The following is a 15271-nucleotide window of genomic DNA, read 5'->3' on the forward strand; positions in this document are numbered from 1 at the left end:
CGCGTCATCCGCCGGGTAACGGGCGGGCGGAAAAGATCCGCCGCGAAGCGGTGGGCCCAGGGGCAAGCGCGCGATGAGGGGCAATCGGGCGGGTGGGTGGAAGACATCCGCCGCGGAGCGGTGGGCCCGGGGGCAACCGGGCGATGTGGGGTAATCGGGTGGGTGGGTGGGATAGATCCCCGCGGAGCGGTGGGCCGGGGGCACGCGCGACGCGCCCCGCCCCGGCCCTGGGGCCACGCATAAAGCTCCCCCGGCCGGAAAAATACGGTTGCCGCGGGCACGCCTGCGCACAGAGCATGGCTGTTCGTGTCTCTCTCCTCCGTGTTGCCCGATCTCTCCCCCTGGCGTTCCACCCGTGACTTCCGGCTGCTCTGGGTCCAGGGGCTCGTCACCACCTTCGGCAGCTTCATGGCGCTGGTCGCGCTGCCGTTGCAGATCAAGGACCTCACCGACTCGCCGCTCGCCGTCGGGGCGATGGGCGCGGTCGAACTGGTGCCGCTGATCGTCTTCGGGCTCTACGGCGGCGCACTGGCCGACGCGGTCGACCGGCGCAAGGTGATCCTCCTGACCGAGGCGGGCCTCGGCCTCCTCGCGGCCGTACTCCTCGTGAACGCCCTGCTCCCCGAGCCACTGCTCTGGCCGCTGTACGTGGTCGCCGCGGGAGTCTCCGCGCTCGCGGGCCTGCAACGCCCCGCCCTCGACTCCCTCATGGCCCGCATCGTGCCGCACGACCAACTCACCGCCGCCGCGGCGCTCAACTCCCTGCGCTGGAACGTCGGCGCCATCGCGGCCCCCTCGCTCGCGGGCCTGGTCGTCGCCTACGCGGGCCACCCACCCGCGTACGCGATCACGGTGGCCTGCTTCGCCGCCTCCGTGGCCCTGTGCGCCCGCATCGCCCCCGCGCCTCCCGCGCACGACGCGGAGAAGCCGTCGCTGCGGGGCCTCGCGGAAGGCGCGCGGTACGCCTGGTCACGGCCGGTGCTGCTCGGCACGTACGCGATCGACATGGCGGCGATGTTCTTCGCCTTCCCGAACACGATCTTCCCGTTCCTCGCGGAGGATCTTGACGCCGAGTGGTCGCTCGGCCTGATGTACGCGGCCGGGGCGGTCGGCTCGCTGCTGCTGAGCCTGACCAGCGGGTGGACGTCACGGGTGCGGCGGCACGGGCTGCTCGTCGTGTTCGGCGCGGCGGGGTGGGGCCTTGCGATCACGGCCGCCGGATGGTTCGGGAACGTCTGGGTGGTCCTGGTGTGCCTGGCCTTGGCCGGCGCGGGCGACATGCTCAGCGGCCTCGGCCGCTCCACCATCTGGAACCAGACGATCCCGGACGAGCTGCGCGGCAGGCTCGCGGGCATAGAGGTGCTCAGCTACAGCGTCGGACCGCAGCTGGGCCAGGTCCGCGCCGGGGCCGCCGCCGGCTGGACCGGCACCCGTACCGCGATCTGGTCCGGCGGCCTCGCCTGCGTGGCCTCGGTCGCGGCGCTGACGGCGCTGCTGCCGAAGCTGGTGTCGTACGACGCGAGCACGGACGAGGACGCGGCCCGCCGCCGGGAGGGTTCGGCCGCCCGGTAGCCGGCCGCGGCGCCCCGGCGGCGGGTCAGGAGCCGCCGGGGTCCTTGTCGTGCCACTTCGGGTCGGTCTCCCACTCCAGGTTCCGCTCGGCGGCGGTCTCCATCGCGCGCTGGGCCTCCTCGCGCGACGCGTAGGGTCCGAAGCGGTCCTTGCCCGGACAGTCGGGGCCCTCCTCGACCGTCTTGTGCTCCAGGCAGTAGTACCACTCGCCCGGTTTGCCGACGGTCCGCTTCTTGAACAGTGGCATGTCTGCTCCTCTCTCTCCCGCCATGCTGCCCCACGACCGCTGGTTAGACTCGCTGGCATGTCTGGCCAGTCACTGCTCGTCCCAGGGGAGCTCTCCCCCATCCGCCCCGTCCCGGGAAACATCAGGCGCCCGGAGTACGTGGGGAAACCCGCACCCACCCCGTACACCGGGCCCGAGGTGCAGACCCCCGAGACCATCGAGCTGATGCGCACCGCGGGCCGTATCGCCGCGCGCGCGATGGCCGAGGCCGCCAAGCACATCGCGCCCGGCGTGACCACCGATGAGCTGGACCGCGTGGCCCACGAGTACATGTGCGACCACGGCGCCTACCCCTCCACGCTGGGCTACCGCGGCTTCAAGAAGTCGCTGTGCACCTCCGTCAACGAGGTCATCTGCCACGGCATCCCGGACTCCACCGTCCTGAACGACGGCGACATCATCAACCTCGACGTGACCGCGTACATCGGCGGTGTGCACGGCGACAACAACGCCACGTACCTGGTCGGAGACGTCGACGAGGAGTCCGTGCTCCTGGTGGAGCGGACCCGCGAATCACTCGACCGCGCCATCAAGGCGGTCAAGCCCGGCCGCCAGATCAACATCATCGGCCGCGTCATCGAGTCGTACGCCAAGCGCTTCGGCTACGGCGTGGTCCGCGACTTCACCGGCCACGGCATCAACACGTCGTTCCACTCCGGCCTGATCGTCCCGCACTACGACAGCCCGCACGCGACGACGGTGATCAAGCCCGGCATGACGTTCACCATCGAGCCGATGCTGACCCTCGGCACCCACGACTACGACATGTGGGACGACGGCTGGACGGTCGTGACGAAGGACCGCAAGCGCACCGCGCAGTTCGAGCACACACTCGTGGTGACGGACAGCGGAACCGAGATTCTCACGCTTCCCTGACCTCTGAGCGGGTAGCGTTTTTACCGACAGGACGTCGGGAACCAGTTGACTTAGGTAAGCCTAACTTAGATGATCGGTAGCGGTCGTACTGGTTCCCGCCATCCGTCGGGATGGTGCGTTCCTTCGCTTTCCCGCGCTTTCTTCGGCTTCGGAGGTCCCTCATGGAACCGTTCTCCACGGTTATCCGCACCGCGTCGCACGAGCAGCACACGGAGGCGGAGACCTCGACGTTCATGAGCGACCTGCTGGGCGGCAAGCTGGGCGTCGACGCGTACGCGCGCTACACGGAACAGCTGTGGTTCGTGTACCGCGCCCTGGAGGAGGGCGCCGACGCGCTGCGCGACGATCCGGTCGCCGGGCCCTTCATCCGGCCCGAGCTGCTGCGCGTCGCGGAACTGGAGCGGGACCTGGCCCATCTGCGGGGTGCGGGCTGGAAGTCCTGGGCCGCGCCGCTGCCCGCCACCGCGGCGTATGCGGCGCGGGTCGCGGAGTGCGCGCAGGAGTGGCCCGGCGGTTATGTCGCCCACCACTACACCCGCTACCTCGGCGATCTCTCCGGTGGCCAGATCATCCGCGGCAAGGCGGAGCAGACGTGGGGCTTCGCCCGCAAGGGCGACGGCGTCCGCTTCTACGTCTTCGAGGGAATCTCGAACCCGGCCGCGTTCAAGCGGGGCTACCGGGAGCTGCTCGACGGGCTCGGGGAGGTCGTTCCCGATGAGCTTGAGCGGCAGCGGATCGTGGACGAATGCAAGCGCGCTTTCGCTTTGAATACGCAGGTGTTCCGTGAGCTGGGAGCCGAGTTCCCCCTGTCGGCGTAGGACGAACCCTGCGGGGGCTTCGCCCCAGACCCCGTACAAGATGGCCTCAAACGCCGGCCGGGCTGGAACTATCCGGCCCGGGCCGGATGTATCCAGCCCGTCCGGCGTTTGAGGACGAACTCGGCGAAGCCGGTGATTAACGGCACGCACAAGGCCCTCGCGCCAGCGAGTTTTTGGGAAGGGGCGGGGTTGGGGACAAATCCGCCGGAGGCGTGGAGCCTCAGGCCCCCGTCAGGCTGACCCGTCCCCCCACCTCGATCAAACCGCCCGGCGCCGGCGCCGTAAGGATCTGTGAGCCACGCCCCTGCGTGATGTTGAGCGCCCGCCCGAGCCGCTCCGTCAGGAGCAGCGCCGCCGCCCCCGTGGCTTCGTCCTCCCGGATGCCGTCGTCCCGGCCGGGAAAGCCCCGCGCACGGACCCGCCCAGCGGCCTCGTCCTCCCACGCCCAGGCGTACACCCACTCCCCCGGCGGGGGCACCACCAGGGCGTCCACCTGGGCCGGAGTGCCGTAGGCGCGCAGCGTCCGCGCCGGAGCCCACTCAGGCCGCGCCGCGATCCAGCTGAACTCCCCGTCCTGGCGGGCCTCCACCACCCCCGCGGGAGTGACGAGTTCGGGCACGTCCAGGAGCCAGGACGTCCCCACGCAGGGGTGCCCGGCGAAGGGGAGCCGCAGCGTAGGGGTGTAGATGTCGATGACCCCGCGCTCGGGGTCATCGACGAACACCGTCTCGCTGAAGCCGAGCTTCGCGGCGATCTCCTGCCGCTCGCCCCGCCCGGGCACGCGGGCCCCGTCGCGCACGACACCCAACTCGTTGCCGTGCCGGCCGTCGGGCCCGCAGAAGACTCGCAGGACGTCAAGGATCTCAAGACCCTCAAGGCCTTCAAGGCCCTCAAGGCCGCCAAGTGGTTCTGTCACTCCGGCATTCAAGCATCCTCAGGCCGTACGGCGCCGGGCCACGTAGACAGCTCCCGCACCCGCGGCGATGACCGCCCCCGCCGTGCCGAGCAGCGCCCCCGTGGGCATCGACGCACCGGTGGAGGCCATCGAGCCCCCCGTACCCCCGCCGACCGAGCCACCACCGAGGTCGGACGAACCCCCGCCGGTGGTACCGGAGGTGGAGCCGCCCGTCGAACCGTCACCGTCACCGCCACCGCCGCCCGGCAGCTCCGCGCCCTCGGCGACCGAGAGCGCCACCGTCACGGGGTCGATCGCGTCGCCCTCCTTGTAGCCGGACGGCGCGTCCTCGCTCTCGAACTGCTTCGCGCCCGCCGCGGTGAACGCCGCCGGCACCTTGTCGAGCACGACGACATCGTCCTTCGCCGCGTACGACGCCTTGGAGAGGTCCAGCGTCGCGAACTTCACGTCGTTGTCGGTGCCCTTGGGGGTGGTGACGTCCACGGTCAGCGTGCCCTTGGTGCCGTTCGCCGCCACCTTGATGTCGCTGAACTTCATGTCGATGCCGTGCGCCTTGTACTCGAAGCGGACGGCGCCGCCGAAGGACGCGTTCAGCTTCTTCGCGTCGCTGTCCACATCCCCCTCGGCGAACGGGAAGTCGTAGCCGTTGTCGTTCTTCTCGGCGCCGCCGGAGAGCGTGGCGCCGCCGCCGGACTCGATGTAGCGGCGGAAGCTCTCCTTCACGCCCCAGGCGAGCGAGCCGTCGTACACCTCGCCCGCGGGCTGCTCGGTGCCGGACGTCGGCTTGGGCGTCTCGGTCGGCTTCTGCGTCGGCTCGGGCGTCTGGGTGGGCTTCGCGGTCGGCTTCGGGGTCTCGGTGGGCTTCGGCGTCCCGGTGGGCTTGGGTGTCTCGGTCGGCTTCTCGGTCACGGGGCCGCCCGCCGTCACCGTGAGCGTGGCCGGGTCGAGCTTGTCGCCCTCCTTGTACATGCCGTCGAAGGCCTTGGCGCCGTCCGCCGTGAGCGTCGCCGGGATGTCCTTGAAGGTCATCGCGCCGCCCTCGCCCTGGCCCGGCCTGATTCCGGTCAGGTCGAGCGCGGCGAGGTCGATGTCGTTCTGGGTGGCGCCGTTGAGGGTGACGTCGGCCTGGATGGCGCCGCCCGTGCCCTCGGTGCGGACCTTGACGTCGGCGACCTTGATGTCGAAGCGGTGGGCCGTGGAGACGAAACGGACGCTGCCCTTGAAGGCGGTGTCGGTGGCGTGCGTCCCGGTGTCGTACGTCCCCGTGCCGTCGGTGAAGGTGAACACCCCGTTGTCGGCGGCCTGCTTGGCGCCGTCCGTGGCCTCGATCTTGCCCGCGGCGATGCCCGTGACGTACTTGCGGAAGGACTCCTTGAGGCCCCAGTCCAGCGTGCCGTCCTTGAGCTCCAGCTTCGGCGGCGCGGCGGCGGAACCGCCGTCGGCGGCGAGCGCGGGGAGGGTCAGGGCGGTCGCGCCGAGCGTGACGGCGGTGGCGACGGCTGCCGCGAGGGTGATGGGTCTACGGGTGGCGGCCATGATCAGGCTTCTCCTTGGAGAGGTACGGAAGAAGAGTGGATGAGCGGGGAGGGAGAGAAAGTCAGGAGTCCGACGCGGCACCGGAAGTGGCCGTCGTCGCGCGCTTCTTGCGTACGACCCCGAACGTGACCGCCCCGGCGAGCAGCACCGCCACGCCCGCGCCGATGCCGATCGGCACGGCGGGCGACGAGGAGTCGGAGGAGTCGGCGGCGTTCTCGGTCTTCGGCTCGGCTGCGGCCTTCTTCGCCTTGGGCGTCGGGCTCGCGGACGAACCGAGGTCGGGCAGCGCGGGCAGCTTCGCGTCGGCGTCGAGGGCGACGGCGAGCGAGAGCGGGTCCATCTCGGAGCCCGCCTTGTACATGCCGCCGAACGCCTTGGAGCCGTCGGCGGTGAGCTTCGAGGGCACTTCGGTGAGGGAGACGAGTCCGTCCTCGGGCTTCAGCTCCTTGGCCGCGAAGGTGATCAGCGGGGCCTTCTTCAGCGTGACGCCCTTGTCGCCCTTGCTTTTCACGTCAGCGAGGAGCGTGCCCTTGCCGTCCTTCACCTCGACGGCGACCTTGCTCAGCGCGAGGTCGAGGCCGTGCTCGCCGGTGAAGCGCAGCGTGCCCGCGAAGTCCGCGTCGAGGGTCTGCTTCTTCTTGTCGTACGTCCCCTCGCCCTCGGGGAAGCGGAAGAGCGCGCCGCCGTCCTCGGCCCCGTCCGTCAGTTTCCACTCGCCCTTGGCGATGGAGCCGGTGACGTACTCGCGGAAGGTGCGGCGCACGCCCCAGTCGACGGCCGCGTCCTCGATCCGGCCGGCCTTCGTCTTCTTGCCGGAGTCCGGGGTCTTTGAGGGCTTGGGCGACGGCTTCTTCGAAGGACCGCCGGAGCCGGACTTCGCCACGAGGTCCGTGGACAGGCTGACCCGGTCGAGTTCGGTGCCCGCGGTGTAGTACCCGGCGAAGGCCTTCGCGCCCTGCGAAGTGAGCGTCGCGGGAAGGTTGTTGAGGGCGATCGGTCCCGATCCGCCCTTCATGTTGATGCCGGACATGCCAAGGTTCGCGAGGGGCACCTGAGCGGTGGACGTGACCTTGCCCGTGCCCTTCTCCTTGCTGACCATGTCGGCGTAGAGCGTGCCGGAGCCTCCGGAGATCTTGACGGTGGGGCGGCTGATGGTGAGGTCGAGCTCATACGAGCCGCCCTTCTTGTGCCCGAGGAAGTGCACCCCGCCCGAGAACCCGGCGCTGAAGGCCCCGCTGTCCGGGTCGTACGAGCCCTTCGCCGAATGGAAGCGGAACTGGCTGCCGCCGACCGTGGCGGCGCCGCCCTGAAGCGTCGAACTCCCCTGGGCTATCGGCCCGGTGACGTAGCTCTGGAAGGAGGATTTGATGCCCCAGTCGAGCCGTCCGCCCTGGACCGTGCGGTCCTCGGCGTGCGCGACACCCGCCGGGAGCAGCGCTCCGACGAGTGCGGTGAGCACGGCCACGGCCGAGCCGCGGGCGACGGCTCGCGCCTGTCCTGACGACGACATGGGACCCCTCCAGATGTGGCTAATGAGGTAAGGCTAACCTAAACTACGATCACTCCGGCTGGAACCCCCATCCCGGCCATCCAGACCCGGGCACCCCACGGCAACCCTCCCGACACCACGGACAACGCCGGCGACAGGCCCTCAACTGCACGACAGGACGGTGGACTTCGGTGCGTATGCCGCGCTCAATCCGCAGGGCCGGCGCGTGGACCGCCGTTCTCGCCCTGACCCTCACGGGCTGTGGATCGTCGTCGGACGACGGCGGCGGAACATCCCCGAAGGCGAAGGCGGCGGCCTCCGCGCCCGACCGGGTCGAGCCCCTGAAGACCCGCCCCGATCCCGTGCTCCCCGCCACCGTCACGTCGGCGGACGGCAAGAAGGTCACCGTCGAGGACACGAGCCGGATCGTGCCGCTCACCGGCAGCCTGAGCGAGATCGTGTTCACGCTGGGGCTCGGCGAGAACGTCGTGGCCCGCGACATCACCGCGACCTTCGAGCAGGCGAAGAAGCTGCCGGTGGTGACGCGCGCGCACGACGTGTCGGCGGAGAGCGTCCTTTCCCTGAAGCCGACGGTCGTCCTCGCCGACACCTCGACGGGGCCCGCGGAGGCCATCGAGCAGATACGTGACGCGGGCATCCCGCTCGTGGTGTTCGACCCGGCGAAGAGCCTCGACGACGTGGGCCCCCGGATCGACGCGGTGGCCAGGACGCTGGGGGTCGGGAAGTCGGGCGACGAGCTCAAGTCCCGTACGCAGGAGCGCATCGCGCAGGTCCGCAAATCCATCCCGGCCGCCGCCCGCACCGAGAAGCCCCGCGTCGCCTTCCTCTATCTGCGCGGCTCCGCGTCCGTCTATCTGCTCGGCGGCCGCGAGTCCGGCGCGGGCTCGCTCCTGGAGGCGGCGGGCGCGGTCGACGCGGGCAAGGCGTCGGGCCTGAAGAAGGACTTCACGGCGATCACCAGCGAGGCCCTCGCCAAGGCCGCGCCGGACGCGATCCTGGTGATGTCCAAGGGGCTCGCGTCGGTGGACGGCGTGGAGGGTCTGCTCAAGGTCCCCGGTGTCGCCGAGACCCCGGCCGGTCTCGACCGCCGCGTCGTCTCGATCGACGACGGGGTGCTCCTGAACTACGGGCCGCGCACGGACCAGGTCCTGAAGTCCCTGGTGGAGCAGTTGTACGGGAGCAAGAAGTGACCGTCCTGACCAAGCAGGCGGACGCCGGGTCCGCCGCCGGTGAGCCGCCCGCGCCCCGCGCCCGCCGCCGGGGCGCGACCGCCTCCCTGACCGCCGGGCTCACGGCCGCCCTCGTGCTCCTGTGTCTCCTCTCCGCCGGTATCGGCGCCTACGACATCCCGCTGGGGGACGTGCTCGGTTCCGTGCAGCACCGGATCGGACTCGGCGGCAGCGCGCTCGACCGGGTCGCGGAGAGCGTCCTGTGGAACGTGCGGCTGCCGCGCGTGACGCTCGCGCTGCTCGTCGGCGGGTCCCTGGGGTGCGCGGGCGCGCTGATGCAGGGCGTGTTCGGCAATCCGCTCGCCGAGCCCGGCGTCATCGGGATCTCGGCGGGCGCGGCGGTCGGCGCGGTGGCGTCGATCGCGCTCGGCCTGAGCTTCTTCGGGAACTGGACGGTGACGGTCTGCGCGTTCGTCGCCGGGCTCGCGACCGTCCTGCTCGTATACGTCCTCTCGCGCAACGGAGGGCGTACGGAAGTCGTCACGCTGATCCTCACCGGTATCGCCGTGAACGCGTTCGCGGGGGCGCTCATCGGGCTCTGCATCTTCTTCGCGGACAACGCGCAGGTCACCCAGATCACGTTCTGGCAGCTCGGCTCGCTCGCCCAGGCGACGTGGCCGAAGGTCCTCGCCGTGCTGCCGTGCGCGGTGGCGGGCCTGGCGGTGGCGCCGCTGTACGCCCGGAAGCTGGACCTGCTCGCGCTCGGCGAGCGGCCGGCCCGGCATCTCGGGGTCGACGTCGAACGGCTGCGGCTCGTCCTGGTGCTGGTGGTGGCGCTGCTGACCGCCGCTGCCGTGGCCGTCGCCGGGATCATCACGTTCGTCGGTCTCCTCGTCCCGCATCTGCTGCGGATGGCGGCGGGGCCGGGGCACCGCTTCCTCGTGCCGGGCAGCGCGCTGGGCGGGGCGGTCGTCCTGGTCAGCGCGGATCTCGCGGCGCGGACGGTGGCGGCGCCCGCGGAGTTGCCGCTCGGGGTGCTCACCGCGCTCTTCGGGAGCCCGTTCTTCTTCTGGCTGCTGCGCAAGACCCGTCGCAAGCAAGGGGGTTGGGCATGATCGGGCGGATCGCGGGGCGGCTTCTCGCCTCCGGGCGCGGGCTCGCGCTGCCGGAGTCTTTCACTCCGGGCGATGTACTGGCGGAGACATCGGAGCTCGTCGTGCGGCTCGGGGGGCGCGAAGTGCTTTCGGGGGTGGCCGTCGCCGCCCGCGCGGGAGAGGTGCTCGCCCTCGTCGGGCCGAACGGGGCGGGGAAGTCGACGCTCCTCGCCGCGCTGGCCGCCGATCTCGCGGCCGACGAGGGGGGCGTACGGGTCTGCGGGCGGCCGGTCGCGGATTGGCCCGCGCGTGAACTCGCCCTGCGCCGTGCGGTGTTGCCGCAGGCGGCCGCGCTCTCCTTCCCCTTCGCGGTGGAGGATGTCGTACGGATGGGGCGCGCGCCCTGGGCCGGGACCGTGCTGGAGGACGACGACGACCGTGTCGTACGCGAGTCGATGGCCGCGACGGAGGTCATCGAGTTCGCCGCCCGCCCCTTCTCGGCGCTCAGCGGCGGTGAGCGGGCGCGGGTCGCGCTGGCCCGGGTCCTCGCCCAGCGGGCGCCGCTCCTGCTGCTCGACGAGCCGACCGCGGCGCTCGACCTCCGCCATCAGGAGCTGGTCCTGCGGATCTGCCGGGAGCGGGCCGCGGCCGGGGACGCGGTGGTGGTCGTACTGCACGACCTGGGGCTCGCCGCGGCGTACGCGGATCGGGTGGCGGTGTTGCGGGGCGGGGCAGTGGCCGCGGAGGGGGCTCCGGGGGAGGTCTTCACCGGGGAACTCCTGAGCGAGGTCTACCGACAGCCGGTCGAGGTCTTCCCCCACCCGCGAACGGGGGCTCCACTGGTGACGCCGGTGCGGGGCTGAGGCGCGGGCGGTCCCTGCGGGGCTCTCCCCAATCCCGCCCCTTCCCGAAACCAAGGGGCTCCGCCCCCTGGACCCCCGACAAGATGTCCTCAAACGCCGGACGGGCTGGAATTTCCAGCCCGTCCGGCGTTTGAGGACGAACTCGGCGGAGCCGGTGATGACGGCCACAAAGGCTTGACCCGCACTTTGCCGTTCTCGCAGGTAAGGGGAGGTTAAGTTAGGGTCCCCTCACCCCGGTCCGCCGGGGTTGTTCGTGAACCGCCTTGGAGTCCCCATGCACCCCGCCCGCCTCCCCCTCGCCACGGCCATCGCCGCAGCCGCCGCGCTCACCGCCATAACGGGCTGCACCGAGAAGAGCGACGCCAAGGGGGGCGGCAACACCGTCGAGGTGACCGCCACCGACGACAAGTGCGACGTCTCCACGACCAAGCTCCCCGCCGGGCACGTCGAGCTCGCCATCGAGAACAAGGGCTCCAAGGTCACCGAGGTCTACCTCCTGTTCCCCGACGACCGCATCGTCAGCGAGCGCGAGAACATCGGCCCCGGCACGAAGCAGAAGCTCACCGCCGAGGTGAAGGCGGGCTCGTACCAGATCGCCTGCAAGCCCGGCATGAAGGGCGACGGCATCCGCCAGAAGGTCACCGTCAGCGGCGGCAAGACCGTCAAGCGTGACCCCCGCCTGGACAAGGCCGTCGCCGACTACCGCGCCTACGCGCAGGAGCAGGCCGACGCGACGCTGCCCAAGGTGAAGCTCTTCACCGACGCCGTCCGCGAGGGCGACGTCGACGCCGCCAAGAAGGCGTACTCCACCTCCCGCATCGGCTGGGAGCGCACCGAGCCGGTCGCCGAGTCCTTCGGCGACATCGACCCGAAGGTCGACGTCCGCGAGGACGGCCTGGAGGAGGGCCAGGACCTGGAGAAGGACTGGACGGGCTGGCACCGTCTGGAGCGGGCCCTGTGGAAGGACAAGAAGATCGGCGAGCGGGAGAAGGAGCTCGCCACGCAGCTCGACAAGGACCTGAAGGACTGGCAGAACCGCGTCGGCAAGGCGGAGATCACCCCGACCTCCATGGCCAACGGCGCCAAGGAGCTCCTCGACGAGGTCGCCACCGGCAAGGTCACCGGCGAGGAGGAGCGCTACTCGCACACCGACCTCGTCGACTTCAAGGCGAACGTCGAGGGCGCGGAGAAGGCGTACGGCCTGCTCAAGGCCGTCGCATCGGAGAACGACCCGGCGCTCGTCAAGGAGCTCGACAAGCAGTTCGCGGCGCTGGACAAGCTGCTCGACAAGTACCGCCAGGGCGGCGGCAAGGACTCGTACACGTTCACGTCGTACGAAAAGCTCGACAAGGCGGACACCAAGGAGCTGCAGGACGGCGTCAACGCGCTCGCGGAGCCGCTGTCGAAGCTGGCCGCCGCCGTCGTCGGCAGCAAGTAGCGGCAGGGGGTGGCGGAGCGATGACCGAGACCACGAACGAGACCGGCAGCATGTCCGTGCCGGAAGAGGACACCGGCTCCGGTACCCCTTCGCGACGTTCGCTCCTCGGCTGGGGCGGTGCGGGGCTCGCGCTCGGCGCCGCCGTCACCGGGGGCGCCGTGGCGGTGGCCCGGTCCGGGGACGAGGCCGTGCCCGCCTCGTCGGCGGGCGGCGCGATCGCCTTTCACGGCAAGCACCAGGCGGGCATCGCCACGGCCGTGCAGGACCGGCTGCACTTCGCCGCGTTCGACGTGAAGACGGACGACCGCGAGCAGTTCGTGCAGCTCCTGAAGGACTGGACGAAGGCCGCCGCGCGGATGACCGCGGGGCACGAGGTCGGCGAGGGCGCCTTCGGCGGGCTCGCCGAGGCGCCGCCGGACGACACCGGCGAGGCCCTCGGTCTCAAGCCGTCCCGGCTCACCCTCACCATCGGCTTCGGGCCCGGTCTCTTCGAGAAGTTCGACCTCGCGGACAAGCGGCCCGACGCCCTCGTCGATCTGCCCAAGTTCCCCGGCGACAACCTCGACAAGTCCCGCGGCGGCGGCGATCTGTGCGTGCAGGCCTGCGCGGACGATCCGCAGGTCGCCGTGCACGCCATCCGCAACCTCGCCCGCATCGGCTTCGGCAAAGTCGCGGTGCGCTGGTCGCAGCTCGGGTTCGGCAAGACGTCCTCCACGACGCCGGGCGCGCAGACACCCCGTAACCTCTTCGGCTTCAAGGACGGCACCCGCAACGTCTCCGGCGAGGACGGCTCCGCGCTGGCCGAGCATGTGTGGGTGGGCGAGAAGGACGGGCCCGGCTGGATGGCCGGGGGCTCGTACCTCGTCGCGCGCCGCATCCGCATGAACGTCGAGACGTGGGACCGGACTCCGCTCGGCGAGCAGGAGGACATCTTCGGGCGCGACAAGGGCAAGGGCGCTCCGGTCGGCAAGGCCAAGGAGCACGACGAGCCGTTCCTGAAGGCGATGAAGCCGGACTCGCACGTCCGGCTCGCGCACCCGGACACCAACGACGGCGCGAGGATCCTGCGCCGCGGCTACTCCTTCACGGACGGCACCGACGGCCTGGGCCGCCTGGACGCGGGGCTCTTCTTCCTCGCCTACCAGCGGGACGTCCGCAAGGGTTTCATTCCGGTGCAGCGCAGTCTGGCGCGCTCCGACGCGCTCAACGAGTACATCCAGCACGTGGGTTCAGCGGTCTTCGCGATCCCGCCGGGCGTCCGCGACAAGGACGACTGGTGGGGCCGGGCACTGTTCAGCTGAGGGGATCTGACGGACATGTTCGGTAACTACCTGATCGGGCTGCGCGAAGGGCTTGAGGCCAGCCTGGTCGTCTGCATCCTCATCGCCTATCTGGTGAAGACGGAGCGGCGCGACGCGCTCAAGCCCATCTGGATCGGCATCGGCGTCGCGTGCGGGCTCGCGCTCGGCTTCGGGTGCGCGCTGACCTTCGGCTCGCAGGAGCTGACGTTCAAGGCGCAGGAGGCGCTCGGCGGTTCGCTGTCGATCGTCGCCGTGGCCCTGGTGACGTGGATGGTCTTCTGGATGCGGCGTACGGCCCGCCATCTCAAGACGGAGCTGCACGGCAGACTGGACGCGGCGCTCCAGATGGGCACGGCCGCCCTGGTCGCCACGGCGTTCCTCGCCGTGGGCCGCGAGGGCCTGGAGACCGCGCTGTTCGTGTGGGCCTCGGTGCGCGCGTCGAACGACGGGACGCCGGGGCCGCTGATCGGCGTGCTCCTGGGCCTGCTCACCGCGATCCTGCTCGGGTGGCTGTTCTACAAGGGCACGGTCCGCATCAATCTGGCCAAGTTCTTCACCTGGACCGGCGCCATGCTGGTGGTCGTGGCGGCGGGCGTCCTCGCGTACGGCGTGCATGACTTGCAGGAGGCGGAGTTCATCGGCGGCCTGCAGAACAAGGCGTTCGACATCAGCGCGACGATCCCCCCGGACAGCTGGTACGGCACGCTCCTGAAGGGCATCTTCAACTTCCAGCCGGATCCGACGGTTGTCCAGGTCACGGTGTGGCTGCTGTACCTGATCCCGACGCTCGCACTCTTCTTCGCCCCGGTAGGGTTCGGGCCCGGGAAGGGGAAGGTGAACGCAACGCATGAGCAGGCTTCCAAGGCAGCGCACTCCGATGCGGGTCGGACGGCGGCAGCGGCCGCTCCGGTACGCGATGGTGGCGTCGACGGTGACCGCACTGACGGTGACGGCGAGCGGGTGCGTGACGGTGCACGGGGAGCGGGAGGTCGTCCCGTCGGCGACGAAGGCTGAGGCCGACCGCGCCCTGAAGGACTTTCTCGCCGCGTACAACAAGGCCGAGAAGGCGTACGACCCGGCTCTGGACGCGGCGCGGGTCACCGGGCCGTTGAGCGCCATCAACCAGGCGGGCCTGAAGGTGCGGGGCACGCAGAATCCGGGCGGCAATCCCAAGCAGGTGCCGCTTGAGCTGACGGACGCGAAATTCTCGATCCCGAAGAAGGCCGGCTGGCCCCGGTGGTTCGTCGCGGACACGAAGTCCAACCGCAGGGGCGATCTGCGCTGGGTCCTGGTCTTCACCAAGGGCAGCAAGGACCAGCTGTGGGAGGCGTCCTACCTGAACCTGGTGTCGCCCGAGAAGATGCCCGAGCTGAAGAAGGACAAGGACGGCTGGGCCGAGCCGGTCGCGGCGGACTCCAAGGCCCTTGCGGTGGCGCCGCGGAACCTGGGCAAGGAGTACACGACGTATCTGAAGTCGGGCGGCGACACGTTCGCGCCGGGCAGCCATACGTCGCTGTGGAAGGAGGCCCGCGACAAGAACACCAAGCGCCGCGGCATCGCCGTCCAGTACATCGACGAGCCGCAGAACGAGGGAACGTTCGCTCCGGTGGGCCTGCGCACGCGGGACGGCGGCGCGATGGTCTTCTTCTCGACGCACCACTACGAGAAGCGGACCGCCGCGAAGGGCGTGGAGCTCGATGTGGATCCCGCGGTGAAGCCTCTCCTGAAGGGCGAGGTCAAGGAGTCGGTGACGCTGGAGCGCGTCTCGAACCAGCTCGTCGTCGACCCCGCGGGCACGGGCAAGGTGTCGTTCCTGAGCCGCATCCAGGGCCTGACGGGCGCGCAGGGGCAGTAGGCCCGCCGAGCGGCGGGCGGGATCTGATCCCCCTCGC

14 protein-coding genes are annotated in these 15271 nt (G+C 70.6%); 10 read left to right on the forward strand and 4 right to left on the reverse strand.

The window, feature by feature from the left end; translation table 11 throughout:
* Nucleotides 1-300 precede the first annotated feature (300 nt).
* The gene (locus ABZ906_RS15920; RefSeq protein WP_361383199.1) at nt 301-1572 is read left to right on the forward strand and encodes an MFS transporter; all 1272 of its coding nucleotides are present in this window, start codon (nt 301-303) and stop codon (nt 1570-1572) included.
* Between the two features lie 25 nt (nt 1573-1597).
* Here the strand turns inward: ABZ906_RS15920 and ABZ906_RS15925 are convergent, their stop codons facing one another.
* On the reverse strand, nt 1598-1819 hold the full coding sequence (locus ABZ906_RS15925) for a hypothetical protein (RefSeq protein WP_361200826.1): 222 nt from the start codon (nt 1817-1819) through the stop codon (nt 1598-1600).
* 57 nt (nt 1820-1876) lie between these two features.
* Between ABZ906_RS15925 and map the strand changes: the two genes are divergently transcribed.
* On the forward strand, nt 1877-2734 hold the full coding sequence (map, locus tag ABZ906_RS15930) for a type I methionyl aminopeptidase (RefSeq protein ID WP_361200825.1): 858 nt from the start codon (nt 1877-1879) through the stop codon (nt 2732-2734).
* 161 nt (nt 2735-2895) lie between these two features.
* Nucleotides 2896-3552, forward strand: coding sequence for a biliverdin-producing heme oxygenase (locus tag ABZ906_RS15935; protein WP_361382343.1), 657 nt, complete (start codon nt 2896-2898; stop codon nt 3550-3552).
* Between the two features lie 220 nt (nt 3553-3772).
* On the opposite strand, the gene ABZ906_RS15940 is transcribed toward ABZ906_RS15935, so the two are convergent.
* The 3 genes from ABZ906_RS15940 to ABZ906_RS15950 form a co-directional block, all read right to left on the reverse strand.
* The gene (locus ABZ906_RS15940) at nt 3773-4468 is read right to left on the reverse strand and encodes a PhzF family phenazine biosynthesis protein (RefSeq protein WP_361382346.1); all 696 of its coding nucleotides are present in this window, start codon (nt 4466-4468) and stop codon (nt 3773-3775) included.
* 18 nt (nt 4469-4486) lie between these two features.
* Nucleotides 4487-6004 (reverse strand): HtaA domain-containing protein, encoded by a 1518-nt coding sequence (locus tag ABZ906_RS15945; protein WP_361382349.1) that lies wholly within the window; start codon nt 6002-6004, stop codon nt 4487-4489.
* Between the two features lie 61 nt (nt 6005-6065).
* Nucleotides 6066-7514, reverse strand: coding sequence for an HtaA domain-containing protein (locus ABZ906_RS15950; protein ID WP_361382352.1), 1449 nt, complete (start codon nt 7512-7514; stop codon nt 6066-6068).
* A 176-nt stretch (nt 7515-7690) separates the two neighbouring features.
* Between ABZ906_RS15950 and ABZ906_RS15955 the strand changes: the two genes are divergently transcribed.
* The 7 genes from ABZ906_RS15955 (at nt 7691) to ABZ906_RS15985 (ending at nt 15234) form a co-directional block, all read left to right on the forward strand.
* Nucleotides 7691-8704: an ABC transporter substrate-binding protein gene (locus tag ABZ906_RS15955; protein WP_361382355.1), complete on the forward strand. Its 1014-nt coding sequence runs from the start codon at nt 7691-7693 to the stop codon at nt 8702-8704.
* Between the two features lie 5 nt (nt 8705-8709).
* Nucleotides 8710-9798, forward strand: coding sequence for an iron ABC transporter permease (locus tag ABZ906_RS15960; protein ID WP_361383202.1), 1089 nt, complete (start codon nt 8710-8712; stop codon nt 9796-9798).
* Nucleotides 9795-10640: a heme ABC transporter ATP-binding protein gene (locus tag ABZ906_RS15965; RefSeq protein WP_361382358.1), complete on the forward strand. Its 846-nt coding sequence runs from the start codon at nt 9795-9797 to the stop codon at nt 10638-10640. The genes ABZ906_RS15960 and ABZ906_RS15965 overlap by 4 nt, the downstream gene beginning before the upstream one ends.
* A gap of 274 nt (nt 10641-10914) precedes the next feature.
* Complete coding sequence (gene efeO / locus ABZ906_RS15970) at nt 10915-12078, forward strand: iron uptake system protein EfeO (RefSeq protein WP_361382361.1); 1164 nt, start codon at nt 10915-10917, stop codon at nt 12076-12078.
* 50 nt (nt 12079-12128) lie between these two features.
* Entirely contained in the window at nt 12129-13379 is a 1251-nt protein-coding gene (gene efeB / locus ABZ906_RS15975; protein ID WP_361383205.1) for an iron uptake transporter deferrochelatase/peroxidase subunit, read from the forward strand.
* Between the two features lie 15 nt (nt 13380-13394).
* Nucleotides 13395-14393 (forward strand): iron uptake transporter permease EfeU, encoded by a 999-nt coding sequence (gene efeU / locus ABZ906_RS15980; RefSeq protein WP_361382364.1) that lies wholly within the window; start codon nt 13395-13397, stop codon nt 14391-14393.
* Nucleotides 14296-15234, forward strand: coding sequence for a hypothetical protein (locus ABZ906_RS15985; RefSeq protein WP_361383208.1), 939 nt, complete (start codon nt 14296-14298; stop codon nt 15232-15234). The genes efeU and ABZ906_RS15985 overlap by 98 nt, the downstream gene beginning before the upstream one ends.
* The last annotated feature ends 37 nt before the right edge of the window (nt 15235-15271 follow it).

This window comes from Streptomyces sp. NPDC046925 (assembly GCF_040644915.1).
In the GTDB taxonomy this organism is placed as follows: domain Bacteria; phylum Actinomycetota; class Actinomycetes; order Streptomycetales; family Streptomycetaceae; genus Streptomyces.

Excerpts from the sequence above, each read along its gene's own strand:
- ABZ906_RS15945 (WP_361382349.1), bottom strand. The coding sequence starts at position 6,004 with ATGGCCGCCACCCGTAGACCCATCACCCTCGCGGCAGCCGTCGCCACC.
- map (WP_361200825.1), top strand. The coding sequence starts at position 1,877 with ATGTCTGGCCAGTCACTGCTCGTCCCAGGGGAGCTCTCCCCCATCCGC.
- ABZ906_RS15965 (WP_361382358.1), top strand. The coding sequence starts at position 9,795 with ATGATCGGGCGGATCGCGGGGCGGCTTCTCGCCTCCGGGCGCGGGCTC.
- ABZ906_RS15950 (WP_361382352.1), bottom strand. The coding sequence starts at position 7,514 with ATGTCGTCGTCAGGACAGGCGCGAGCCGTCGCCCGCGGCTCGGCCGTG.
- ABZ906_RS15985 (WP_361383208.1), top strand. The coding sequence starts at position 14,296 with ATGGTGGCGTCGACGGTGACCGCACTGACGGTGACGGCGAGCGGGTGC.
- ABZ906_RS15925 (WP_361200826.1), bottom strand. The coding sequence starts at position 1,819 with ATGCCACTGTTCAAGAAGCGGACCGTCGGCAAACCGGGCGAGTGGTAC.
- efeB (WP_361383205.1), top strand. The coding sequence starts at position 12,129 with ATGTCCGTGCCGGAAGAGGACACCGGCTCCGGTACCCCTTCGCGACGT.
- efeU (WP_361382364.1), top strand. The coding sequence starts at position 13,395 with ATGTTCGGTAACTACCTGATCGGGCTGCGCGAAGGGCTTGAGGCCAGC.
- efeO (WP_361382361.1), top strand. The coding sequence starts at position 10,915 with ATGCACCCCGCCCGCCTCCCCCTCGCCACGGCCATCGCCGCAGCCGCC.
- ABZ906_RS15935 (WP_361382343.1), top strand. The coding sequence starts at position 2,896 with ATGGAACCGTTCTCCACGGTTATCCGCACCGCGTCGCACGAGCAGCAC.
- ABZ906_RS15955 (WP_361382355.1), top strand. The coding sequence starts at position 7,691 with ATGCCGCGCTCAATCCGCAGGGCCGGCGCGTGGACCGCCGTTCTCGCC.